The sequence below is a fragment of the Anaeromyxobacter soli genome, from assembly GCF_022808855.1.
GTDB classification, from domain to species: Bacteria; Myxococcota; Myxococcia; order Myxococcales; family Anaeromyxobacteraceae; genus Anaeromyxobacter; species Anaeromyxobacter soli.
Genome location: NZ_JAKZLF010000038.1, coordinates 1 through 22,319 on the forward strand (window position 1 = coordinate 1; position 22,319 = coordinate 22,319).

The following is a 22,319-nucleotide window of genomic DNA, read 5'->3' on the forward strand; positions in this document are numbered from 1 at the left end:
TAGAAGGTCGTCTCCGTGATGCCGAGGCGGCGCACGACGTCCTGCACCTTGGCGCCCGCCTCGACCTCCTTCAGGACCTTGATGATCTGCTCGTCGGTGAACTTGCTCTTCCGCATCCGTCCTCCACGATCAGTAGAGGACTCACGCTTCGACCCGTCCAGTTTTCGGGGGGCAGGTCATTCGTCCACGTGAAATACTGATTCGAATAGGCGACCGCCGCCGCCGGAGCCAGACCGACGAGCAGCGCCGTCGTGAGCGAGACCAACCGTTTCATGTCCGCCTCCTCATCTCTCGACGCGATGCAGCTCGAGTGACGGGACGAGGATGCGCCCCGATTCGCGAGGCTCGGCGCGAATCATCGTGTGACCCGTGGCTCCTATGACCTGCGGGTGCGCCCCCAGGACGCGCTTGCGACCCTGCCTGCGCCGACAACGCTCATGCCCTGGCCCGGGCACTCGCTCTCCGGCCGCGCGCGCCGCCTGCGTGCCGCAGCCCCGCAGTGGTCGAGGCTGGTATTCGCGCGACACGCCTAGAGTGCGCGTGAGCAATTCGCGCCATTGCAGGCGTGACGAGGGGACCATGCACGCACACGCGATCCGGATCGTCTTCGCGGTCGTCGCGGCTGCGACGGTCGCGCACGGCAGCTCCCACACCGCCGCGCAGGAGCTCACGAGCCTGAGCACGTGTGTCCAGCTCCAGGACGGAGTGCCGATCACCCACCTCTGGGCGGCGCAAGGCCAGCAGCGCTGCTTCGGCCTCACCGTGCCCGCCGGCCAGCGATCACTGACAGTGGACGTGACCCAGCTGACCGGCAACGCCGATCTCTACGTCCGGTTCGGCGCAATGCCGACGCTCAGGGAGTACGACTGCCGGAGCAGCGCGAGGACCGGCGGCGACAGGTGCACGATCGCCGACCCCGCGCCCGGCACCTGGTTCGTGATGCTCTACGCGCGGACCGCGTTCTCCGGCGCGACCCTCGTCGCCGCGCACGAGGGCGCGACCTGTACCCCGCTCCAGGAAGGCGTCGCCTCGACGGGGCTCTCGGCGGCGCAAGGTGAGCAGCCCTGCTTCGCGATCGGCGTGCCCGCCGGTCAGAGCTCCCTCGTGGTCTCCACGGCGGGAGGGACGGGGAACGCCAACCTGTACGTCCGTCAGGGCTGGGTGCCCACCACGAGGACGTACGAGTGCCGGAGCGCGGCGAGGACCAACGACGAGTCATGCACGATCCCCAGCCCCTCCGCGGGGGCCTGGTACGTGGTGCTCGACGCGGACAAGGCCTACTCGGGCGTCGCGCTCACGGCGACCTACGCCGCGCAGCCGAGCGGGTCACTCCTCGTCAATAGTCTCGAGGACGTGGCGAGCCCGACGGGCCGCGCGGTGACGCTGAGGTCGGCGCTCGCGGCCGCCGCCTCGGGCGAGCGGATCACCTTCGACCGCTCGCTCGACGGCCGGACGATCCTGCTGTCGATCGTGGGGGACGAGCACACGGTGCTGAAGGGCGAGGTGTACGCGGCTGGCGCGTTCTCCGGGTACCAGGATCGCGATTATGGGCGCTCGGCGCTGTACGCGCGCAAGGACGTCGTCATCGACGCCTCGATGCTGCCGAACGGCATCACCCTGCGCTGGAACGGCGGCGACACCAGCCACGCGCGCGTGCTCGCGGTCTACGGCAACCTGACGATGAACAACGTCACGATCTCGTCGGGTTCTTCGGTCGCCGAACCCATCTCCGGCAGCACCCAACCGTTCACGCTGGCCAGGGGCGGCGGGCTCGCGGTGTGGGGCACCGCCACGCTCGAGCGGTGCACGATCGCGGGCAACACGGTCGTGGGCGACACCCAGGCCTCCCGTGACCGGGGCAGCTACGGCGGCGGGATCTACGCCAACGGCCTCGTCCTGCGCGGCGTCGTCGTGAGCGGGAACGCGGCGATCGGATACGGGGCCGCGGGAGGCGGCGTCTACTCGGTCGGCGGAGCCGACAGCACGTCGGGGCGCGGCAACAACACGTTCCTCGACCGCTGCACGGTCAGCGGCAATCTCGTCCGTGCCCAGCACGCGTACGGCGGCGGCCTCTTCACCCTCTCCGGCGGGCCGAACAACCTCGCCACGATGGAGATCAAGAACAGCACGGTGGCGAGGAACCTGGTGGAGGACAACGACGCCCTGCCCCAGGACGGGCAGTATTACTACCGTGGCGGCGGCGTGTACATGGGCGGCGGATCGCTCTCGGTCGTCGCGAGCACCATCGCCGAGAACGCTGTCGACGGCCCGGCCGCGATCTTCAGCGGCAGGCCGAACGTCGGCGGCGGAGGCGTGGCTGCCACCATCGGGAACGCGCACACCGTCGAGTACGTGTGGCTGCAGAACTCGATCGTCGTGGGGAACACGCTCAACGGTGTCGCCGAGGACTGGTTCCCGGGCTCGATCCTCGACTTCCGCAGCGCTGGCTACAACGTCGTGGGGCGGATCGACTTCAGCCAGATCCTGGTCCCGGTGCCGGCCTGGGGGCACCTGAACCGGAGGCGCTGGCCGAAGCTGGGCGATCAGGAGGGCGTCGCGCTCGGCGCCGCGCTCGACGTCGCAGGGGCGCGCTTCCATGAGTCGATCGTGTCCGCCGGCACGGACGCCGGCGGGCCTGCGCTCCTCTGGTACCCGCCGGGCACGGCGGCCGCCGACAAGATCCCGGCCGCCCCGTACCCGCTCACCTACGTGAACGGCCGATACACGGGCTACGGTGTCCCGACGGACGACTTCCTGAACCACGTGATCCTGCAGCTCAGACAGGAGTACGGGTCCGAGCTGGGCAGCGACTTCGGGAGCGGGTTCGGGGACCTGACCGGGACCACCTGGTACGAGCACCCCGTCACCTGGCCTTCCGACCCGCGGAACGCGCCCTGGATCAAGTTCTGGCGCGATCTCGACGTCGCGATCGGCGACAGGCTCGGGATGGTCCGCCTCGGTGACGACTTCTGGGGAACGTTCGTGACCGGGCCGCTCGGCAACGTGTCCCTCACCGTCGAGCGGGTGACCCAGACGTACCTGCGCGAGCCGACCGACCAGACGGGGGCGACGCGCAGCGGCGGGCTGGCGGACGTCGGGGCCATCGAGCAGTAGCGCGACGCGAGCGCGCGTCGCGCGACGGCTCGACCAAGGATGGGAGAGTAGGGCCGCCCGGGATCGAACCGGGACGCCGCTTCCGCGGCAGCGGATTTTAAGTCCGCCGCGTCTGCCAGTTCCGCCACGGCCCCAGGAGCACCTACGCCACCTCGCGCGTCGCGCGTAACCATGGCGTAACCAACCGTACCAGTTCGGCCCTCTTCATGGGACAAGCGAGCCACACGCCACCACTCATCCATGCCGCCGCTTCGGAGAGACCGCTCTCCGATGCGTGAGGATGGGTACGGGATGACGATCGGCCGGCACGAGCAGGGCGGCACCCCATCTTGCATCCGAGACGTCCATCCGGTATGACGGATGTCGCCGCTGCCGCAGGACCCTGGCCCAGGTACATCCGCAAACGCTACGCACTGCTCGATCGCAGCGGCGCGGGGAGGTTGCATGTCCGACGAAGCTCATCTGGACCCGAACATCCCCGGGAACCCCGCGTACCACTTCACCATCGTGCCGCCGGGGTCGCCTGCGAAGGCCGGCTGGGCGGGGCGCGCCGCGCTCGTGCCCGGCGCTCGCCTGGGCACGCAGTGCGTCCATGCCGGCGTGCAGCCCGATCCCACGTACGGCGCGGTGATGCCGCCGATCTACCAGTCGTCCACGTTCGCGTTCCGCGACGTGTGCACGAACGCCGGCTACGACTACACGCGCAGCGGCAACCCGACGCGCGCGGCGCTGGAGGAGGCGCTCGCGGTCCTGGAGGGCGGCTCGGGCGCCACCTGTACGAGCACGGGCATGAGCGCGGTGATCGTCGCGCTGAACCTCCTCCCGCACGGCAGCCATCTCCTCTGCACCGTGGACTGCTACGGAGGCACCTTCCGCGCACTGGAGCACGCGAAGGCCGCCTACGGTCTCGAGGTCACGTACCTCGACCTCGCCGACCTCGACGCGGTCGCCGCCGCCTTCCGGCCGAACACGCGCATGGTCTGGATCGAGACCCCCTCGAATCCGCTCCTGCGCCTGACCGACGTCGCCGCGGTCGCCGCGCTCGCGCGACGCCACGACGCGCTCACCGTCGTCGACAACACGTTCCTCTCGCCGGCCTCCCAGCAGCCGTTCCGGCGCGGCGCCGATCTCGTGGTCCACTCCACGACGAAGTACCTGAACGGACACAGCGACGTGGTGGGCGGCGCGGTCGTGGCCGCGCCCGGCAAGAACCTGCTGGTCCAGCGGATCCAGAGCGTCAACAACCTGCTAGGCACGTCGCAGAGTCCGCACGATTGCTTCCTCGTCCTGCGCGGCCTCAAGACGCTGCAGCTCCGCATGCGCGCGCACGAGGCCGGGGGCCGGGCCGTCGCCGATTTCCTCGCCGCGCACCCAGCGGTCGCGAAGGTGCACTATCCGGGGCTCGCGAGCCACCCGCAGCACGCGCTCGCGCGGCAGCAGCAGACCGGCTTCGGCGGCATGGTGAGCTTCGAGCTGGCCGACGGCCGGCGTGATCGTGTCGACCACGTGCTGAGGACCCTGCGCTGGTTCACGCTCGCGGAGAGCCTGGGCGGCGTGGAGAGCCTGGTCGCGCACCCCGCGTCGATGACGCACGCGTCCATGTCGCCCGAGGCCCGCCAGCGCGCCGGCATCACCGATGGCGTGATCCGGCTCTCCGTCGGGATCGAGGAGCCCGCGGATCTGATCGCCGACCTGGACGCGGCCCTGCGCACGCTCCCGGCCTGACCGTCGCCGCGGCGGGCCGCACCGCGCACCGGCCCCCTCAGAGCGCGTCCCCATCCGGCGTGGCAGACGTTTTGCTACCATGACGGACGTGGCCGAGATAACGGAAGTTCCTCCGCTAAGTTTGCGCGCATGATCCACGACGACATCCTCGCCCTCGTGGGGCGAACCCCGTTGCTGCGCCTGAAGCCGCAGCCCGGTCAGGTCGCGGCGGTCGCCGCAAAGCTCGAGTCGTTCAATCCGGGCGGGAGCGTCAAGGATCGCGTCGCCCTCGAGATGATCCTCGCCGCAGAGCGCGAGGGGCGCATCGCTCCGGGGCGCACCACGCTCATCGAGCCGACGTCGGGCAACACCGGGATCGGCCTGGCGCTGGTGTCCGCGGCCCGGGGCTATCGGCTGATCCTCACGATGCCGGAGACGATGAGCGTCGAGCGCAGGAAGCTGCTCGCCGCCTATGGCGCGGAGCTGGTGCTCACGCCGGGTGCGCAAGGGATGCGTGGCGCAGTGCGCAAGGCGGCCGAGCTTGCGCGCGAGAACGCCGACGCCTTCGTACCCCAGCAGTTCGCGAACCCCGCGAACGCCGCCGCACATCGGCGCACCACGGCGGTCGAGATCTGGGACGACACGGACGGCGGCGTGGACGTCTTCGTGTCGGGGGTGGGCACCGGCGGCACGATCACGGGAGTGGGCGAGGTGCTCAAGGCGCGCAAGGAGGGCGTGCGCATCGTCGCCGTGGAGCCCGACGACTCGCCGGTGCTCTCGGGCGGCATGCCGGGACCGCACCACCTGCAGGGGATCGGGGCAGGGTTCATCCCCGAGGTACTCAACGTCGACGTCATCGACGAGATCGTTCGCGTCTCCACGGAGCAGGCCTTCGCGGTGACGCAGCGGCTGGCGCGCGAGGAGGGCCTGCTCGTCGGGATCTCGGCGGGCGCGGCCGCGCACGCCGCGATCGAGGTCGCACGGCGGCGCGAGAACGAAGGGAAGCTCGTCGTCGTCCTCCTGCCCGACACCGGCGAGCGCTACCTGTCGACGAGGGTCTTCTCATGAAGCAGCACCTGCCCGTCCTCAACGTCGAGGTGCCGGACAAGGCCGAGCACGTCGCGTCGACGCCGAACCCCGCGTCCCGCGAGCTCCTGCAGCGGCTCGAGGCGCTCGGGGTCGAGACGCTCTTCGACCGGTTCGAGCAGCAGAAGCCGCAGTGCACGTTCGGCCTCACCGGTCGATGCTGCCGGATGTGCCAGTGGGGGCCGTGCCGGATCGGCCCGCGCGCCGAGCGCGGCATCTGCGGCAAGGACCAGAACGCGATGGTCATCGGCAACGTGCTGCGCGCGCTCGTCGCCGGGCTCTCGGCGCACGGGCGTCACGCGCACGAGGCGATGTTCTCGGTGCTCGCCGCCGCGGACGGCAAGGCACACCTCGCGATCAAGGGCGAGGCGCGCGTGCTCGAGCTGGCGGGCCGCTTCGGCGTCCCGGCCGAAGGCCGGCCGATCGCGGACGTGGCGCGCGAGGTGACCCGGATCCTCCTCGAGGATCTCGGCAGGCTCGACGCGTCCCCCCTTCGAACCCTCGAAGCGTTCGCCCCGCCGGAGCGGCAGGAGACGTGGAGGGGGCTCGGCATCCTCCCCCGCAGCGCTTCCTACGAGGTCATGGAAGCGCTCCACATGACCACGCTCGGCGGCTGCACGGACTGGACGGCGCTCGCCGCGCAGGAGCTGCGGGCCGCGCTGGCCTACTGCTACAGCACGCTCTTCGGGTCCTCGTTCGCGACCGAGATGCTGTTCGGCCTGCCGCAGCAGCGGATCACGACCGTGAACTACGGGATCCTGAAGGCCGACCACGTGAACGTGCTCATGCACGGCCACTCTCCGGTGATGGTCGAGGTGATCCTGGAGAAGCTCCGGAGCCCGGAGATCCAGCAGCTCGCGAGCGCGGCCGGCGCGGCGGGGATCGTGGTGGGCGGGCTCTGCTGCTCGGGCGAGGAGCTGCTCGCGCGACACGGCGTCTCGACCGTCACGAACATCGGCGGCCAGGAGCTCGTGCTCGGGACCGGCGCCGTCGACGCGGTGGTCGTGGACATGCAGTGCGTCATCCCCGGGGCGAAGATCCTGGCCGACTGCTTCGGGACGCAGATCATCACGACCTGCAAGTCGAACCGGATCCCCGGAGCGCTCCACGTCCCGTTCGATCCCGAGGAGCCGGAGCAGCTCCAGGCGGACGCCGAGCGGGTGGCCCGCGCGGCCGTCGAAGCCTTCGCGAGGCGCGACCGCTCGAAGATCCACATCCCGCAGGTCACCACCGCCGCCCAGGTCGGGTGGAGCTACGAGAACATCCTCGACACGCTCGGCGGCGCGGAGCGCATCGTCGAGCTCCTCCGGAGCGGGACGCTCAAGGGCATCGCCACCATCGTCGGCTGCAACACGCCCAAGGTGCCGTACGAGCACAACCACGTGACGCTCGCGCGCGAGCTCATTCGCTCCGACGTGCTCCTCCTCACGACGGGGTGCTGCGCCCACGCGCTCCTCAACGACGGCCTCTGCGGACCGGACGCCGCGGGCCAGGCGGGCCCCGGCCTCGGGCGCCTTTGCCGTCAGCTCGGCATCCCGCCCGTGCTGGCGGTGGGCGGGTGCGTCGACAACACGCGGACGCTCCGCCTCTTCGCCGAGGTTTCGCGCGCGGCCGGCGTCGCGGTGAAGGACCTCCCGTTCATGTTCATCGGGCCCGAGCCGGGGAACGAGAAGACGGTGGGGCAGGGGCTCACGTTCCTCGTGCACGGCGTGAGCAATCTGGTCGGCTTCCCGGGCCCCATTCCACCCGCCATCCCGCGCCCGAAGCCGGGCGAGCCGGGCGAGCTGGAGCGCGGCAGCAACGACGTCATCGACTTCCTGGCCGGGACCGAAGGCGTCTTGAAGCTCGTGGGCGCCAAGATCTACACGGAGCCCGAGCCGCGGCTCGGCGCGCAGCTCGTCCGGATGCACCTCCGCCGCAAGCGCCTCGCGCTCGGCTGGGCTGGCCAACACTCCATGGGGCAATGAGCATGCGACCGATCACGCGAAGGGACCTCCTGAAGCTCGTCGGGACAGGCGGCGCCGCCGTGGCGTGCGGCGCCCTCGTCCCCGCATGCCGCAGCCAGTCGAGCTCGAAGCCCACCGTCCGGCTGGGGTACCTGCCGCTCACGGATCACCTGACCGTGATCGCGGGCGCGAGGACGAGCTTCAGGACGTTCACCCTGGAGCCCGTCAAGTTCGCGAGCTGGCCCGAGCTGGCGGAGGCGGTGAAGGGCGGCCGGGTCGAGGCTGCGTTCGCCCTCACGCCCATCGGGCTGACCCTCCGCGCAAAGGGGGTCCCGGTGAAGCTCGTGCTGCTCGGGCATCGCAACGGCAGCGCGCTGACGGTGAAGGCGGGCGGTGCGGTCTCGTCGATCGCGGATCTGAAAGGGAAGACGATCGCGATCCCGAGCCGGTTCTCGACGCACCACATCCTGCTGCGGCGGATCCTCGCCGGCGAGGGGCTCGAGGCGGGCCGCGACGTGCAGATCGTGGAGATGCCGCCGCCGGAGATGGTCCAGGCGCTCGCGACGGACCGCATCGGCGGGTTCATCGTCGCTGAGCCGTTCGGGGCCCAGGCCGAGCTGCAAAACGTCGGGAAGGTCCTCACGCTGTCGAAGGACGTCTGGCCGAACCACGTCTGCTGCGCGCTCCTCGTCCGAGAGGACCTCATCGCGGCGCACGCACAGGTCGTCCAGGAGCTCGTCGACGGGCTCGTCGCGGCGGGCCGGTTCGTGGGTGAGCACCGGGACGAGGCCGCGGAGCTGTCGACGCGGTACCTCGGACAGAAGCCGGAGATCATCCGCCACGTCCTGACGCATCCGCATGACCGCGTGACCTACGACAACCTCCTGCCGGAGCTGAATGACCTGGAAGTCACGCAGGCGGACATGCTCAGGTTCGACATCGCGACCTCGCGGGTGGAGCTGGGGGCGTTCCTGGACGACCGGTTCGCCAGGCACGCCTACGCGAGGTGAGCATGGGCGCCCCACCGTACGCCGCGGACCCGGGTCCGTCGCCGCAGCCCGCCAGGCCGGCCGAGGGCGAGGCCTCGGACGCGATCGCCCTGCGGGCCCTCGCCTCCCGGCGCGCGTCGTCCGTCACGGCGTCGCAGGTGACGCGCGCGCTCGATCGCTGGCTCGTGCCGGTCTCGGGGATCGCGGCGCTCGTCCTCGCCTGGGAGGCGGCGGCGTGGTCCGGGCGGTGGACGGCCGAGCAGCTCCCCGGCCCCATCGCGGTGCTGGGCGCCGGCGCCCAGATCCTGGCGGACGGGACGCTGTTCGTGCACGTCGGCGCGAGCCTGGCCCGCTTCCTCGTCGCCTACGCTCTCGCAGGGACGCTCGGAGTGACGCTGGGGCTCGTCTTCGGCTGGCGCGAGCGGCTCTGGCGGGCGTTCGACCCCGTGGTCCAGCTCTTGCGCCCGGTGTCGCCGATCGCCTGGTTCCCCCTGGCCGTGCTGTGGCTCGGAATCGGAGACGTGCCCGCCATCGCCATCATCTTCCTCGCGTCGTTCTTCCCGGCGCTCCTCAGCACGGTCGCAGCGGTGCGCCGGGTCGATCCGCTCCTGCTGCGGATCGCCCGGAACTTCGGGTCGAGCGAGCGGGACATCGTGCTGAAGGTGGTCGTGCCCGCGGCCTTCCCCCAAGTGGCCGTCGGGCTCCACATCGCGCTCGGCGCGGCGTGGGTCTACCTCGTCGCCGGAGAGATGCTGGGGGCGCGCTCGGGCCTCGGCTTCCTCGTCATGGATGCGCGCAACTTCCTGCGGACGGACCTGCTCCTCTTCGCGGTCCTCGTCATCGGCGTCGTGGGGCTCGCGCTCGACAAGGCCATCGGCGCCGCCGAGCGCCGCATCTACCGGGCGTGGGGCGCGGTGCCGGCGCCCGGGGACGTGACATGAAGCAGGCGCGCATCGTGCTGCGCTCGGTCGAGAAGCGCTTCGCGACCCGGAGCGGGACGACGGTCGCGCTGGCCGCGGTCGACCTCGAGATCCGGGGGGGCGAGTTCGTGTGCCTGGTGGGCCCCAGCGGCTGCGGGAAGTCCACGCTCCTCAACATCCTCGCGGGGTTCGACTTCCCGTCACGAGGCTCCGTGGAGATCGACGGCGCGATCGTGGACGGGCCGCAGCGCCGGGTCGTGACCCTGTTCCAGAGCTACGGCCTGTTCCCCTGGCGCAGCGTGCTGCGCAACGTCGAGTACGGGCTCGAGGTGTCCGGGGTTCCCCGGCGCCAGCGCCGCGATCAAGCGATGCAGTGTCTCGACCTCGTCGGCCTGTCCTCGTTCGCCGAGCATCATCCGCACGAGCTCTCGGGCGGCATGCAGCAGCGCATCGCGCTGGCGCGCGCGCTCGCCGTGGATCCCGAGTGCATCCTCATGGACGAGCCGTTCGGCGCGCTGGACGCGATCACCCGCATCAAGCTCCAGGAGGAGCTGGCGCGGATCTGGGAAGAGAAGCGGAAGACCATCATCTGCGTGACCCACGACATCGAGGAGTCCGTGTTCCTCGCCGATCGCATCCTCGTGATGGCGACGAACCCAGGACGGGTGAAGACCGTCATCCCCGTGCCGCTGCCGCGCCCCCGTTCCCGGACGAGCCCCGAGTTCGACGAGCTGCGGCGTCGGGTGTACGCGGAGCTGGAGCTCGTTCACGATTCGAAGCCGGATTTCGAGATCTGACGGGCGTGTGCTCGTCGAGCGTCGGGCTCGAGCGCTGCCCGGAAGCCGGGTCACGTCCGCTCGCTCCGCGCCCCGCGGGTCGAGAGACTCCGGCACAACGCGGCGCGGCGAAAAGCTGTGGGCGAAGCCCGCACACACGGTGGATCCTCGACGTCACGGGTGGTGCAAACTATGCTCGCCGCCTCTCTCCTGGAGGTCACGAGATGAACCTTCCCGCAACGATCCCCGCAGCGCCGCCGCCCGCACCGCTCGCCGTCGGCGCGGAGCGGCGCTTCACCGTCGGCAACCTGCTCTCGCGCTCGTTCTCGATCTGGTGGAGCAACCTCGGCAAATTCTTCGTCCTCGCGCTCGTCGTCTACGTGCCGATGATGGTGGTCGCCGTCGCGCTCGGCGTCGGAAACCTCTTCTTCCGGACGCCAGGTGCGCAGGTGGACCCGGCGGCGATCTCGGGGGCCATGGGGGCGTTCGCCGTCGTCTGGCTCGTCGCGATGGCGCTCCTCCTCGTCCAGATGGCGGCGCTCACCTACGGGGCGATCCAGAGCCTGGCCGGCCAGCCGGTCCAGCTCGGGGATCTCCTCCGCGCGGGCCTGCGCCGCGCGCCTGTCGTGCTCGGCGTGGGCGTGATCTGCTACCTCGCGTCGGTGCTCGGGTTCGTCCTGCTCATCGTCCCGGGACTCATCGTGCTGACGGCCGTGAGCGTGTCGGTGCCCGTGGCCGTCGTCGAGCGCAACGGGATCTTCGGCTCGGTGAGGCGCAGCTTCCAGCTCACGAAGGGCCGGCGCCTCGCCATCTTCGCCGCGTTCCTGGTGTTCTTCGCGGTGTTCATGGGGGTGAGCGCGTTCGTGAACCTGGTGTTCCCGGCCCTCGCCGCGCTCGGCGGCCAGATCACCGGCATCGTTGGCATGGTGATCTCCACGGTGGTGAGCCTCGCCATCGGGTCGCTCGGCGCGATCGCGCCCGCGGTCGCGTACCACGACCTGCGCGCGGAGAAGGAGGGCGTGGACACCGCCTCGCTCGTGAAGGTCTTCGGGTAGCACCGACCGCCGGCGGGCGCGATCCGCGACGCGCGGATCGCGCCGCCCTTTTTCAGGAGCGGTCGAGCTTGTGGGCCCGCCGCCTCCCCAGGAGGAGGCGCCGCTCGAGCCGGCCGCGCAGCGCCGTGTAGTAGGCGCGCAGGAACGCGCGGTCGTCCGGCGCCGGGGCGTCCCACCCGATCTTCTCCTGGATCCGCGCCGCGACGGCCGCGAGCGCGTCCGGGCGCGCGGCGGGCCCATCGCGGAGCAGCCCCTCGAGGACGTGCAGCTCGTACTCACCGTACACGTCGAGCTGCTCCAGCGAGAAGGCGAAGCCGTCCGCCGCTCGCGACGCGGGCGCGGCGACGAGCTCGTCGAGCAATCGCGCGTCGGGCGCGCGCACGACGATCGTCCCCGCCACGAGGTCACCCACGCGGAGGCGATCGCGGTTGAAGAGCGGCAGGAGCCCGAACAGCAGCATCCACGCGAGCGCCGCGAGGGCGACGCCCGCCGGCGCGCCGGGGTAGACCGCGTCGGGCCCGGCGAGCGCCGTCATGGGCAGGAACACCTCCAGCTCGCGGGTGAGGTTCCGCGTGATGATCGCCTCCGCCGTGAGCGGACCGCCGCGCGCGTCGATGACGCGGATCCCGAGCTTGCGCTTCCCCGGTGTCTGGCCGCGCCACGAGAGCTCGAAGAAGGTGAAGTAGAAGGTGCGGACGAGGAACAGCGCCAGCAGCGCGCCGGCCAGGGCGAGATCCGCACCGCCCGCCCACCCCACCAGGAAGAAGATCGCGAGCACCGAGACGAGCACCGCGGCGAGCACGAGGAGGTAGTCGAGCAGGAACGCACCCGCGCGGTCGCCCGCGAGCGCGATCGCGAAGCGCAGCGGCACGCCGTCGGGGGTCACGACCTCGCGCGTGCGCGCGCCGCCGGCGGTCACGCCCGCCTCCCTGCGCGAGCGAGGTAGACGGTCCAGAAGAGGAACGTGGCGGCGGCGACGCCGTAGCGGATCGGGACGGAGTGGACGAGCTGCCGGAAGAGCCCCTCCACCAGGGCGGCGACGAAGAACAGGGCGACGGCCCCGACCGCGAGGACGCCAGCCTCCCGCCCGCGGCGCGCGAGCCCGGCGAGCCGCTCCTCGCGGCCGGGGAACACCACGGCCTGCCCGAGCGCGAGGCCCGCCGCACCGCAGAGCGCCACCGCGAAGAGCTCGGTCACGCCGTGCGGCAGCACCCACCCCCAGAACTCGAGCGCGAGGCCGCGCGAGCGGTAGAGCGCGCCGAACGCCCCGAGGACGAGCCCGTTCGTGAAGAGCAGGAGCGCCGACGGCACGCCGCCCGCGAACCCGACCGCGAACGCGAGCAGGCCGATGGTCGCGTTGTGCTGGAACAGGAACATCGCGAAGGTCTTGAGGAGCTGCGCGGCGTCCCTCGGCGCGTACAGGGCCTCGCGGAGCGAGGCGGTCGAGGAGGTCGGCCCGCGCCCCTGCGCCATCGCGGGATCGACGAACGCGTAGAACCGCTCGGCGTCGCGCGCCGTCAGCGCGTGACCGACCACCGCGCCGAGCGCGATGAGGGCGAGCGCGAGCGCGAGGTGGCGCCGGTGGGCCCGGACCGCGCCCGGAAATCTGTGGACGAAGAAGTCCCGGAGCGCGTCCCGGAGGTGCCGCCGCGTCCCGTAGACGACGAGGTACGCCCGCGCCGAGAGCGTCTCCAGGTAGTCGAGGACGTTGCGATCGAGGGAGATCGCGCGCGCGACGGAGAGGGAGGAGAGCGCGGCGCGGTAGAGCGCCGGCAGCCGCGCGATCTCGGAGGAGGCGAGGGCGGGCAGGCCGTAGCGCTCGACCCGATCCAGGAGGCCCTCGAGCTCGCGCCACGAGGGCTCCCGCTCGGCGCGGAACGCCGCGCTCTTCAGCACGACGGTCACGCGATGAGCTCCCGGCGCTTGATGTCGAGGTAGCGGTTCACGAGGCGCGTCGAGACGGCGGCGGGCGGCGCGTCCACGCAATGGACGCCCATGCGGCGCAGGCGCGCGAGGACGCGCTCCCGCTCGCGCACGAGCTCCGAGGCGACCACGGCGCGGTAGACGTCCCCGAGCCGCCGCGGGGCCGCGCCGGCGAGCCCCTCGACGCCCGGGTCGCGCAGCGACACGAACACCACGAGCTGCCGGCGCGCCAGCCGGGAGAGGTTCTCGAGCATGAGCTCCGCGGTCACGGTGTCCACGAACTCGGTGAACACCACGACGAGCGAGCGACGGCGCAGGCGCGCCGACAGCTCGGCGAGGCCGACGGTGAAGTTCGTCTCCTCGGTCGAGTAGGCGAGGCCGGCGGAGGCGGCCTGCAGGCGCGAGAACGCTCCCAGCCCGCCCTGCGGCTCCGTCCAGGCGCGCGCCGCGCGATCGAAGCCGTAGAGCCCCACGCGGTCGCCGAGGCGGAGTGACACGTAGCCGAGGAGGAGGGCCGAGGTCACGGCGTGGTCGAGGCGCGGCACGCCCTCGAGCGGCTCGGCCATGAGGTGACCGGTGTCGAGCGCGAGGACCACCTGGTGGTTTCGCTCGGCGCGGAACTCCTGGGCGAGGAGCTTGCGGTGGCGCGCGGTCGCCTTCCAGCTGATGGCCCGCGGGTCGAGCCCGGGCACCCACTCGCGCAGCGCGTCGAACTCCGAGCCGTCGCCCAGGAACCGCTCGACCTGCACGCCGGCGGAGAGCTCCCGCGCGCCGAAGTAGCGGAAGGCCGCGGCGCGGACGGGGCGGAGGTTCGGCAGCACCGCCACCGCGCGGTCGATCGCGACGCGCTTGCGCCGCGCGGCGAGGCCGAGCGGGCCCGGCCAGCGGAGCCAGAGCGCGTCCACGGTGGGCCTGCCGCGCCGGCGGGCGCGGAGCGCGATCTCGAGCGCCGCCGGCTCGCCCGCGCGGACGCGGAGCTCCGCCGGCGGCTGCGGGTCGAGGTCCGCGTGCAGATCGGCGAGGACCTCCACCGTCGCGGCCCCGCGCGCCGCCGAGAGGACGACGCGCGCGGCGCCCGCCTCGCCGACGAACAGCGACTCGGGGACCTCCATCGACGCGGCGAGCGCCCCCGGCGTCAGCGCCAGGATCGCGTCGGCCCCGATGGCGGCGAGCGTGAGGGCCGCCACGACGAGCCAGACACCCCAGAGGCGCGGGTGCACGAGCGCGGGCAGGAGCGCGACCGGAAAGCCTGCGGCCACGAGCAGGAGGGCGCGGCGGGTCGGGTGGATCACCTGGGGGCCTCCACCTCCTCGAGGACGCTCGCGACCGCGGCGTCCGGCGTGGAGCCCTCGATCTCGGCGCCCGGCGCGAGGACGATGCGGTGCCGGAGCACGGGCCGCGCGAGGGCCTTCACGTCGTCGGGGATGACGAACGCCCGCCCCTGCGTGGCGGCCAGCGCCCGCGCGGCCGTCGCGAGCATGTTGGCGGCGCGCGGCGAGGCGCCGCACAGGAGCTGCGCCCGCGCGCGCGTCGCGCGCACGAGGTCCACGACGTAGTCGACGATCTCGTCCGACAGGCGGATGGCGGCGACCGCCGCGCGCATGGCGACGAGGTCCTCGAGCGAGGCGACCGAGGAGATCGCGAACTCCGAGATGGGCGGCGTCGCCGTACGGTGGCCGTGCACGCGCACCATCGCGCGCTCCTCGTCGCGCGACGGGTAGCCCACGCTCACCTTGAAGAGGAAGCGGTCGAGCTGGGCCTCCGGGAGCGGATAGGTCCCCTCCTGCTCGATCGGGTTCTGCGTCGCGAGCACCATGAAGCCCGGCGAGAGCGAATGGGTGGTGCCGTCGATGGTGACGGCCCGCTCCTGCATGGCCTGCAGCAAGGCCGCCTGCGTCTTCGGAGGCGTGCGGTTGATCTCGTCGGCCACGAGCACGTCGGTGAACACGGGGCCGCGCGTCAGCACGAACGCGCTCGTCTGGAAGTTGAAGATGTTCGTGCCGACGACGTCGCCGGGCATGAGATCCGGCGTGAACTGGATGCGGTTGAAGCCGATGCCGAGCGCGGCCGCGAAGGCGCGGGCGAGCAAGGTCTTCGCCGTGCCCGGGACGCCCTCGAGCAGGACGTGCCCGTCGGAGAGCAGCGCCACGAGCATGAGGTCGAGGGCGGCGTCCTGGCCCAGGACCACCCGGTGGACCTCAGCGCGGAGTCGCTCGGTCACGTCTCGAATCGCCGTCAGCTCCATGCGTCATCTCCTCCCGCCAGGTGTGGATCTCCAGCGCCGTCCGCAGCGCGTCCTCCTCCGCCCCGCGCCCCCGCCCCTCGAGCGCGCGGACGCGCGCCTCGGCCCGGGCGAGCGCGTCGCTCCGGCCGCGCGCCGCGGCGAGCCGCGCGATCCAGGCGTCCTGGGCCTCGGCCCGGTCGCCGGGCGCCCGCGACCTCCGCGCCACCTCGTCCTTCGCCGCGCGCAGGTACGCGCCGAGCACGTGCGCGACGTGCCCGCCGTGGCGGAGCAGGGCCGCCGTGTTCTCGACGAGGAACGCCTTGCCGGGCGCGAGGAGCGCGTCGGGCGGGCGCGGCCGGCCGAAGCGCACGAGCCCGGCCCAGACGGCGAGCGCCGCGAGGAGCGCCGCCTGCGCCGTGGCGAGGACGAGAGGAAACCTGAACAGCTCGCGGGCCACGGACGGCTGGAGGTCCAGCCCATGCAGCGTCTCGTCGATCACCACGGGCACCTCGCCTCCGCCGAGGCGCTCGACGAGCCGCAGCGCGAGGGCCGCGTTCTCGCCCCGCCCGAGGCCGTGGTTGGCGAGGACGTCCGGGTCGGCGAGCACCACGATCCGGCGGCCCGTCTCCTCGTCCACGACCTCGCCGGCGAGCATGCCCTCCGCATAGGAGACGAGGGGCACGAGCGCGTCGGAGCGCAGGAGCTGCGGGGCGTCCAGCACGGCCCCCGCCGGCAGCGTCCCGCAGGACGCGGCGGTGAGCTGCCTCGGCCGGACCACCTCGGCGTCGAGCTCGAGGACCTCGAGGGCACGCCGGACCTCCGCGAGCGGCAGGAGGCTCGCGCCGCCGAGCCAGCGCGGCCGGTGGGGATCGGGGAACCCGGACCGCTTCGGGAGCACGACGAGCAGCCGCGAGGCGTCCGAGGCGATCTCCTCCAGGGTCACGGTCCGCCGGCCCCTCTCGCCGGCCGGCTCGAGCGCCGGCTCGGCGAGGACGACCAGCGCGCCGTCGGCGGCCTTGTCCGCGGTCCGGTGGCGCGAGACGAGCGTCGGGATCCCGAGCTCGCGGAGGAGCGTGACGAACGCGCGGTGGCCGATGGCGGACCGGCTGTACGCGCCGGGCGCGACGGACGGCGGCTCGGAGAGCTCGTCCCCGAAGACGCCCAGGAAGGCGGCGGCGGCGAGCGAGGCGGTCGCGGCGAGGGCGAGCCACGTGGCGCCGCGGCGGGAGAAGGGCCCGCTCACGTCGTGCCCCGGTAGCTCTGGAGGAAGACGTGGAACCGGTCGAGGCAGGCGCGGTAGTCCGCCTCGCCCGGCACCGCGCCGCCGAAGTGAGAGAGCTCCACCGCGGTCACGAGGCCTGCGAGCGCCTCGCGCGCAGGGGGCGCCAGCCGGACGCGCCCCACGATCTCGCGCGAGGTGAGCGACGGCGCGAGGCGCGCCGCGCGCGAGAGGGCCGCGAGCGTGTCGAGCAGCAGCGCGTGGATCGCCTCGCCGTACCGGCCCGCCGCGGCGGCGGCCTCGGCGGACGGGATGGGGATCGGCTCCGGGCCCGCCTCCGTCCCGGACCCACCCTCGACCTCGGGATCCCGGGAGCGCGCGCGGAGCCGCCGGAAGAGCCAGGTGCCGGCGAGCGCCGCGAGCAGCGCGATCCCCGCGAAGACGAGCACCCGCAGCACGGTCGCGAGGAGGTCGGGCAGCTCGACCGGCTTCCACTCGGACGGGAGGGACGTCTGGACGTCGCCGCGCGCGAGGATCTCGCCTGCACGCGCCTCGATCGACTCGGCGGAACGCGGGGCCGGCGGCGGCGACGCGGGCGCAAGCGCGGGCGTGGCAGCGAGCAGGGCGGCCACGAGCCCGGCGAGGAGCGGCATTTCCCGAGAGTAGAACGGGCGGGCGGGCTCCACAAGGATGGGCTCGCCCGGACCCGACCGACGCCGAGGCGGAGGTGCGCCGGACGGCGGCGGAGGTGGGTGTCGGCGTCGGCCGCGGGTCTCCTCCGGGAGCTTCGACGGGCCGATGGACGCCGTCGGGGTCCGACCTCGCCCGACCTTCAGCGCGCGTACCGCTCCTCGAAGAGCGCGCGGAGCTTCGCGTTCCGGCGGAGCAGGTCGAGCGTGAGCTCGGCGTGGCCGGGCACGTAGCCGTTCCCTATGAGGAGCGTCGCGTCCTTGCCGACGCCCTCGGCGCCGAGCGCGGCGGCGGTGAAGCTCGTCGCCATCGAGAAGAAGAGCACCGTGCCGCCGTCCTTCACCGCGAGGATGGAGGCCATCTCGGTGCCCGCGACGCTCGCGCAGTTCACGACGAGGTCGAACGGTCCGCCCGCGGCCTCGACCGCGGCGAGCGCGGCGACGGCGTCGGTGGCGTCGAGGGCGATCGTCCGGTCGCACGCGCCCGCGCCGCGGATGGCAGCGAGCGCCGCCTCGGAGCGATCGGCCGCCACCACCTCGCCGCCCGTGCCGGGGAGGAGCTCGCGGGCGTGCGCCGCGACGAGCAGGCCCGACTTGCCCGCGCCGAGCACGAGGACCCGCGCGCCGGGCCGGACGAGGCGCGCGGCGAGCGCCGGGGCCCCGCACACGTCGAGCGCCGCGAGGGCGAGCGTCTCGGGAAGATCGGCCGGCAGCCGGGCCCAAAGCCCGCTCGCGAACAGGATCGCCTCGCCGTCGCACTCGACGCGGTCGATCTCCGGCCGGACGGCGCGGATCCGATCGAGCCGCAGCGGCGTGAGGGAGAGCGACACGAGCGTCGCGACGCGGTCGCCCGGACGGAGCGACGCGGCGGCCGGGTGGCGCGGCCCCACCGCGCGCACGCGGCCGATGAGCATGCCGCCCGAGCCGGTGACCGGGTTCTGGAGCTTCCCGCGCGCACCCACGATGCGCAGCACCTCGGCCGCGATGCGCTCCGGGTCGCGCCCCACCGCGCCCTCGATCTGCCGGAAGCTCGCGGCGTCCACGTTGAGCGCCTCGACCTCGATGGAGAGCTCGTCCTCGCCGAGCGGGAGGGTGGGATCGAGGACGTCGGCGCGCTGGGGGAGCGCGCCCCTGGGCGAGACCACGCGGCGAAGCCCGTAGGGATCCATGGGCGCGAGAGCTTAGGGGGAGGGCGAGCGGTGCGCCAGGGACGAGGCGGGGCGGGGTGAGGCCCGGCCGGCGCCCGCCGGGCCCGCGTCGCGCGTCACCGGGATCCCGGCGTGCGGGGCCGCCGCCGCTCGCCCGTGCGCTCCGGGCCGCCCGAGGCCGTCCTCTCAGGCGTCCGCGTCGACCTGGACGAGCGCGTCGAGCGCGCGCAGCTCGTCGGGCATGGCCCAGCCGGCCCCACGCAGCCGCGCCTCGAGCCGGACGGTGCGGCCCGCCTCGTGCCGGTGCCCCGCGGCGAGGAAGCCCGCGCGCGCGTTGGCGAGCGCCGCGAGGGCGTCGTCCGTGCGTCCGTGCGCCGCGAGGACGCGGGCGCGGGTGAGCCGGGCGGTCGCGACGAGCACCCGGCCGCCGCGCTGCCGCGCGATCTCCTCGAGCGCCTCGGCCTCCGCCTCGGCCTCCCCGAGCCGCCCGCGCGCGAGCGCGACGCGCACCGCCTCGGGCCGGAACACCGCGTCGCACGCGGCGCAGTCGCCGTGGCGCGCCGCCGTCTCGCTCGCCTCCCGCACGGCGTCCTCCGCCGCGTACAGCGCACCCGCGGCGAGGCGGTTGCGGGCCTCGGTCGCGTGGAGCCGCGTGAGGGCGTGGCGGCGGAGCCCCGCGCGCTCCGCGACCACGATCCCGAGGTCCACGAGGGCGAGCGCCTCGTCCAGGCGGCCGCGCAGCGTGAGGAGGCAGGCGAGCCGCTCGAGGGCGAGCGCCTCGCCGATGGCCGAGCCACCCGCGCGGTGGCGCTCGAGCGCGTCGCGCAGGGCGGCCTCGGCGAGGTCGAGGTCTCCCCCGGCGAGCGCGGCGACGCCCTCGCCGTGACGGCCGGCCGCGACGGAGCCTGCGGCCCCGCGCTGGCGGGCGCGCTGCGCGAGGAGCGCGGCCGCGTGGCCCACCTCGCCGGCCGTCGCGTCGCAGAGCAGGTCGCGATCCCAGAGGACGAGATGGAGCGGGACGGGGTGCTCCGGGGCGAGGTCCTGGCGGGAGGAGCGCGCGCTGTCGCCGGTCGCGTCGTCGGGCGGGCGCAGCGGGTCGCCGAGCGTCGCGCGGGCGAGGGCCACGAGGTCGGCGGCGCGGGCGGCGAGGTCCGCGTCGCCCGTGTCGCTGGCGCGCTCGAGGCACCCCTGGGCGGCCGCGAGCGCGTCGGCGGGGCGGCGCTCGTGCCAGAAGAGCTGCGCGCGCACGTGCAGGAGCGCCGCCGCCTCCTCGCCCTGCGCGTCCACCGCGTGGAGGCCGTCCTCGAGCTCGGCGTTCGCCGCGCGGAGCAGGCCCGCGGAGGCGAGCGAGATCGCCGCGAGGCGGTGGGCGCGGGCCCGCTGCTCGGGGCTGGGGCGGAAGCCGCCGCCGTCCTCGAGGTGGGCCGCGCCGGAGAAGGAGCGCGCCGCGCCGGCGAGCTCGCCGAGGCCGAGCTGGACGCGGCCGACCGCGTCGAGGAGCTCGAGCTCCTGCGGCCCGTCCGCGCCGGAGCGCTCGAGCAGGTCGAGCGCCTCGGTGTAGAAGGCGAGCGCCTCGCGGAGCCCGGCGCGCGCCGCGGCGCGGTGGCCGGCGGCGACGAGGTGGACGACGGCGCGGTCGGGATCGCCGGCGCGGCGGCGGTGCCAGGCGAGCGCCTCGGAGGGGAGCTCGCCGCCCGCGGGGAGCGCCGCCTCCAGCCCGTCGGCGAGCGCGCCGTGCAGCGCCGCGCGGCGCGCGGGGGAGAGGCCGTCGTAGACGGCGTCGCGCACGAGCGCGTGGTGGAAGCGGTACCCCGCGCCGTCCTCGTCGAGGAGGCGCGCCTCGAGGCAGCCGTCGAGCGCGGTGAGCGCCTCGTGCGCCGTGAGGCCGGAGACGGGCCGCACGAGCTCGAAGTCGAAGCGCGCCCCCGCCACGGCCGCGGCGGCGAGCAGCGCCTCCGCGCGCGCGCCGAGCCGCTCGACGCGGGTGCGGATGGCCGCGGAGGGATCGGTGGGGAGCGACGGCCCGCCCGACTCGCGCTGCGCCCGCACGACCTCCTCGGTGAGGAGCGGCGAGCCGTCCGTGATCCGGTAGAGCTGCGCGACGGTCGCCTCGGGCGGCGGCTCGCCGAGCAGGTCCGCCACCTGCTCCCGCGTGGCGGCGAGCCCGAGGCGCGGGATGCGGACGCCGCGCGCCAGGCGCGCGCAGTCGAGGTGCGCGAGCGCCATCTGGATGGGCGTCCCGGCGTGGATCGCCGCCTCGTTGCAGGTGGCGACGATCATGAGCCTCAGCGCGCGCGCGTCGCGGGCGAGGAGGTGGAGGACGTTCAGCGACGACTCGTCCGCCGCGTGCACGTCGTCGAGGAGGAGGTAGATCGGGCGCCCCTCCGCGACCGCCCCGAGCGCCTGCTCCACCGCCTCGAAGATGCGGAGCCGCACCTCCTCGCCGGCGATCCCCGGCCCGGGCGCCGCCCCCGCGAGCGGGCTCGCGAAGGCGGGGTTCGCGCGGGCCTCCTCGGCGAACGCGTCGGCGAAGAGACCGTACGGCGCGCCGCCGCCGGTGGCGATGCCGCACAGCACCGCCGCCCCGCGGGCCTGGGCGAGCCGGGCGCCCTCCACCGCGAGCCGCGTCTTGCCGACCCCGCGCTCCCCGAGGAGCATGAGCGTCCCCGAGCCCTGCTCGAGCAGCGACTCGACGAGCAGCACCACCGGCCCGCGCCCGCGCACCGGGGGCGGGTCGGTCGTCCCGAGCAGCCGCCGGGCGGCGCGGCGCGCGCCGTCGAGCGCCGGCCGCGCCTGGGTCGGCCCGACCTCGCCGCGCTGGATGGCGGTCCACAGCGCGCGGGTCTCGTCCGACGCGCCGGACCGCCCCGCGGCGCGCAGCGCGCTGTCGCACGCGTCGTACTGGCGGAGCGCCTCCGCCCGCCGGCCGGTCTCGGCGAGGAGGCGCATGACGAGCCGGTGCGCCTCCTCGGCGGCGGGATCCACCTCGAGCACGCGGCGGAGGAGCGGGACGGCGGCGCCGGCGTCTCCCCGCCCGGCGGCGTCGCGCGCGAGCGGCAGCGCCACGTCCACGAAGCGGCTCCGGAGCTCCGCGCGCCGCCCCTGCAGCCACGGAGAGTCGAGATCCTCCGGCGAGAGATCCCCGCGGTAGAGCGCGACAGCCTGCGCCCAGCGCTCGGGACCGCCCGCGGCGGCCGCCTCCTCGAACGCGTCCACGTCCACCCAGACGTCCGGCCGGAGCGCGAGCTGGCCGCGCTCGATGTCCACCCAGCGGCCGCCGAGGATCTGGCGGAGGTCGTAGAGCGCGCGGTGAAGGTTGTTCGCGCCGCTCGCGGGGTCCTTGTCGGGCCAGAGCGCCTCGATGGCCGCGTCGCGACCCAGCGCGCGGCCCGGCGCGAGCGCGACGAGCTTCAGCAGGTCGGCCGGCCGCCGCCGTCGCCACGCCTGGGCGGGGATGGGCGCGTCCGCGCGGACCACCTCGAACCGCCCGAGGAGGTGGAGCTTCAGCATCGACACTGCGAGAACC

The 22,319-nt window shown here is 73.9% G+C and carries 17 protein-coding genes and 1 tRNA gene; 8 read left to right on the forward strand and 10 right to left on the reverse strand.

Annotated elements, in window-relative coordinates; translation table 11 throughout:
- Nucleotides 1–116: transposase (locus MLV88_RS20240; RefSeq protein ID WP_243338262.1), on the reverse strand; the 116-nt coding region annotated here is incomplete at its 3' end.
- A gap of 463 nt (nt 117–579) precedes the next feature.
- Here MLV88_RS20240 and MLV88_RS20245 point away from each other — a divergent pair.
- Complete coding sequence (locus MLV88_RS20245) at nt 580–3,114, forward strand: PPC domain-containing protein (protein ID WP_243338512.1); 2,535 nt, start codon at nt 580–582, stop codon at nt 3,112–3,114.
- A 48-nt stretch (nt 3,115–3,162) separates the two neighbouring features.
- Here the strand turns inward: MLV88_RS20245 and MLV88_RS20250 are convergent.
- Nucleotides 3,163–3,248 (reverse strand) — tRNA-Leu (locus MLV88_RS20250).
- A 310-nt stretch (nt 3,249–3,558) separates the two neighbouring features.
- On the opposite strand from MLV88_RS20250, the gene MLV88_RS20255 reads away from it, so the two are divergent.
- The 7 genes from MLV88_RS20255 to MLV88_RS20285 all read left to right on the forward strand — a co-directional run bounded on the left by MLV88_RS20255 (nt 3,559) and on the right by MLV88_RS20285 (nt 11,590).
- Complete coding sequence (locus MLV88_RS20255; protein ID WP_242339568.1) at nt 3,559–4,839, forward strand: trans-sulfuration enzyme family protein; 1,281 nt, start codon at nt 3,559–3,561, stop codon at nt 4,837–4,839.
- A gap of 129 nt (nt 4,840–4,968) precedes the next feature.
- Complete coding sequence (gene cysK, locus MLV88_RS20260; RefSeq protein WP_242352780.1) at nt 4,969–5,886, forward strand: cysteine synthase A; 918 nt, start codon at nt 4,969–4,971, stop codon at nt 5,884–5,886.
- Nucleotides 5,883–7,871, forward strand: a complete 1,989-nt coding sequence (gene cooS, locus MLV88_RS20265) for an anaerobic carbon-monoxide dehydrogenase catalytic subunit (protein ID WP_242339563.1) — start codon at nt 5,883–5,885, stop codon at nt 7,869–7,871. The genes cysK and cooS overlap by 4 nt, the downstream gene beginning before the upstream one ends.
- Before the next feature lie 2 nt (nt 7,872–7,873).
- The gene (locus MLV88_RS20270; RefSeq protein WP_242352775.1) at nt 7,874–8,860 is read left to right on the forward strand and encodes an ABC transporter substrate-binding protein; all 987 of its coding nucleotides are present in this window, start codon (nt 7,874–7,876) and stop codon (nt 8,858–8,860) included.
- Nucleotides 8,861–8,862: 2 nt separating this feature from the next.
- A complete protein-coding gene (locus tag MLV88_RS20275) occupies nt 8,863–9,780 on the forward strand; it encodes an ABC transporter permease (protein ID WP_242352773.1) in 918 nt (305 codons plus the stop codon).
- Nucleotides 9,777–10,556 (forward strand): ABC transporter ATP-binding protein, encoded by a 780-nt coding sequence (locus tag MLV88_RS20280; protein WP_242339558.1) that lies wholly within the window; start codon nt 9,777–9,779, stop codon nt 10,554–10,556. The genes MLV88_RS20275 and MLV88_RS20280 overlap by 4 nt, the downstream gene beginning before the upstream one ends.
- A gap of 203 nt (nt 10,557–10,759) precedes the next feature.
- Nucleotides 10,760–11,590, forward strand: a complete 831-nt coding sequence (locus MLV88_RS20285) for a hypothetical protein (RefSeq protein WP_242339556.1) — start codon at nt 10,760–10,762, stop codon at nt 11,588–11,590.
- Nucleotides 11,591–11,642: 52 nt separating this feature from the next.
- Here the strand turns inward: MLV88_RS20285 and MLV88_RS20290 are convergent, their stop codons facing one another.
- The 8 genes from MLV88_RS20290 to MLV88_RS20325 form a co-directional block, all read right to left on the reverse strand.
- Nucleotides 11,643–12,509 (reverse strand): RDD family protein, encoded by an 867-nt coding sequence (locus tag MLV88_RS20290; RefSeq protein WP_242339554.1) that lies wholly within the window; start codon nt 12,507–12,509, stop codon nt 11,643–11,645.
- Nucleotides 12,506–13,495 carry a stage II sporulation protein M gene (locus MLV88_RS20295; protein ID WP_242352769.1) on the reverse strand — a complete coding sequence of 330 codons (990 nt, stop codon included), beginning with the start codon at nt 13,493–13,495 and terminating at the stop codon, nt 12,506–12,508. The genes MLV88_RS20290 and MLV88_RS20295 overlap by 4 nt, the downstream gene beginning before the upstream one ends.
- Nucleotides 13,492–14,805, reverse strand: a complete 1,314-nt coding sequence (locus MLV88_RS20300; RefSeq protein WP_242352766.1) for a DUF58 domain-containing protein — start codon at nt 14,803–14,805, stop codon at nt 13,492–13,494. The genes MLV88_RS20295 and MLV88_RS20300 overlap by 4 nt, the downstream gene beginning before the upstream one ends.
- Nucleotides 14,802–15,758 (reverse strand): AAA family ATPase, encoded by a 957-nt coding sequence (locus MLV88_RS20305; protein ID WP_255821063.1) that lies wholly within the window; start codon nt 15,756–15,758, stop codon nt 14,802–14,804. The genes MLV88_RS20300 and MLV88_RS20305 overlap by 4 nt, the downstream gene beginning before the upstream one ends.
- Entirely contained in the window at nt 15,712–16,980 is a 1,269-nt protein-coding gene (locus tag MLV88_RS20310; RefSeq protein ID WP_242352764.1) for a DUF4350 domain-containing protein, read from the reverse strand. The genes MLV88_RS20305 and MLV88_RS20310 overlap by 47 nt, the downstream gene beginning before the upstream one ends.
- Complete coding sequence (locus tag MLV88_RS20315) at nt 16,977–17,609, reverse strand: DUF4129 domain-containing protein (RefSeq protein ID WP_242352762.1); 633 nt, start codon at nt 17,607–17,609, stop codon at nt 16,977–16,979. The genes MLV88_RS20310 and MLV88_RS20315 overlap by 4 nt, the downstream gene beginning before the upstream one ends.
- A gap of 179 nt (nt 17,610–17,788) precedes the next feature.
- Entirely contained in the window at nt 17,789–18,814 is a 1,026-nt protein-coding gene (gene kdd, locus MLV88_RS20320; RefSeq protein ID WP_242339542.1) for an L-erythro-3,5-diaminohexanoate dehydrogenase, read from the reverse strand.
- A gap of 165 nt (nt 18,815–18,979) precedes the next feature.
- Nucleotides 18,980–22,303, reverse strand: a complete 3,324-nt coding sequence (locus MLV88_RS20325; protein ID WP_242352760.1) for an ATP-binding protein — start codon at nt 22,301–22,303, stop codon at nt 18,980–18,982.
- Nucleotides 22,304–22,319 lie beyond the last annotated feature (16 nt).

What these genes read in the sequence shown, in the direction of transcription:
- MLV88_RS20275 (WP_242352773.1), top strand. Translation starts at nt 8,863, where the DNA reads ATGGGCGCCCCACCGTACGCCGCGGACCCGGGTCCGTCGCCGCAGCCC.
- MLV88_RS20305 (WP_255821063.1), bottom strand. Translation starts at nt 15,758, where the DNA reads ATGGAGCTGACGGCGATTCGAGACGTGACCGAGCGACTCCGCGCTGAG.
- MLV88_RS20315 (WP_242352762.1), bottom strand. Translation starts at nt 17,609, where the DNA reads ATGCCGCTCCTCGCCGGGCTCGTGGCCGCCCTGCTCGCTGCCACGCCC.
- MLV88_RS20280 (WP_242339558.1), top strand. Translation starts at nt 9,777, where the DNA reads ATGAAGCAGGCGCGCATCGTGCTGCGCTCGGTCGAGAAGCGCTTCGCG.
- MLV88_RS20325 (WP_242352760.1), bottom strand. Translation starts at nt 22,303, where the DNA reads ATGCTGAAGCTCCACCTCCTCGGGCGGTTCGAGGTGGTCCGCGCGGAC.
- MLV88_RS20245 (WP_243338512.1), top strand. Translation starts at nt 580, where the DNA reads ATGCACGCACACGCGATCCGGATCGTCTTCGCGGTCGTCGCGGCTGCG.
- MLV88_RS20285 (WP_242339556.1), top strand. Translation starts at nt 10,760, where the DNA reads ATGAACCTTCCCGCAACGATCCCCGCAGCGCCGCCGCCCGCACCGCTC.
- kdd (WP_242339542.1), bottom strand. Translation starts at nt 18,814, where the DNA reads ATGGATCCCTACGGGCTTCGCCGCGTGGTCTCGCCCAGGGGCGCGCTC.
- cooS (WP_242339563.1), top strand. Translation starts at nt 5,883, where the DNA reads ATGAAGCAGCACCTGCCCGTCCTCAACGTCGAGGTGCCGGACAAGGCC.
- MLV88_RS20255 (WP_242339568.1), top strand. Translation starts at nt 3,559, where the DNA reads ATGTCCGACGAAGCTCATCTGGACCCGAACATCCCCGGGAACCCCGCG.
- cysK (WP_242352780.1), top strand. Translation starts at nt 4,969, where the DNA reads ATGATCCACGACGACATCCTCGCCCTCGTGGGGCGAACCCCGTTGCTG.
- MLV88_RS20270 (WP_242352775.1), top strand. Translation starts at nt 7,874, where the DNA reads ATGCGACCGATCACGCGAAGGGACCTCCTGAAGCTCGTCGGGACAGGC.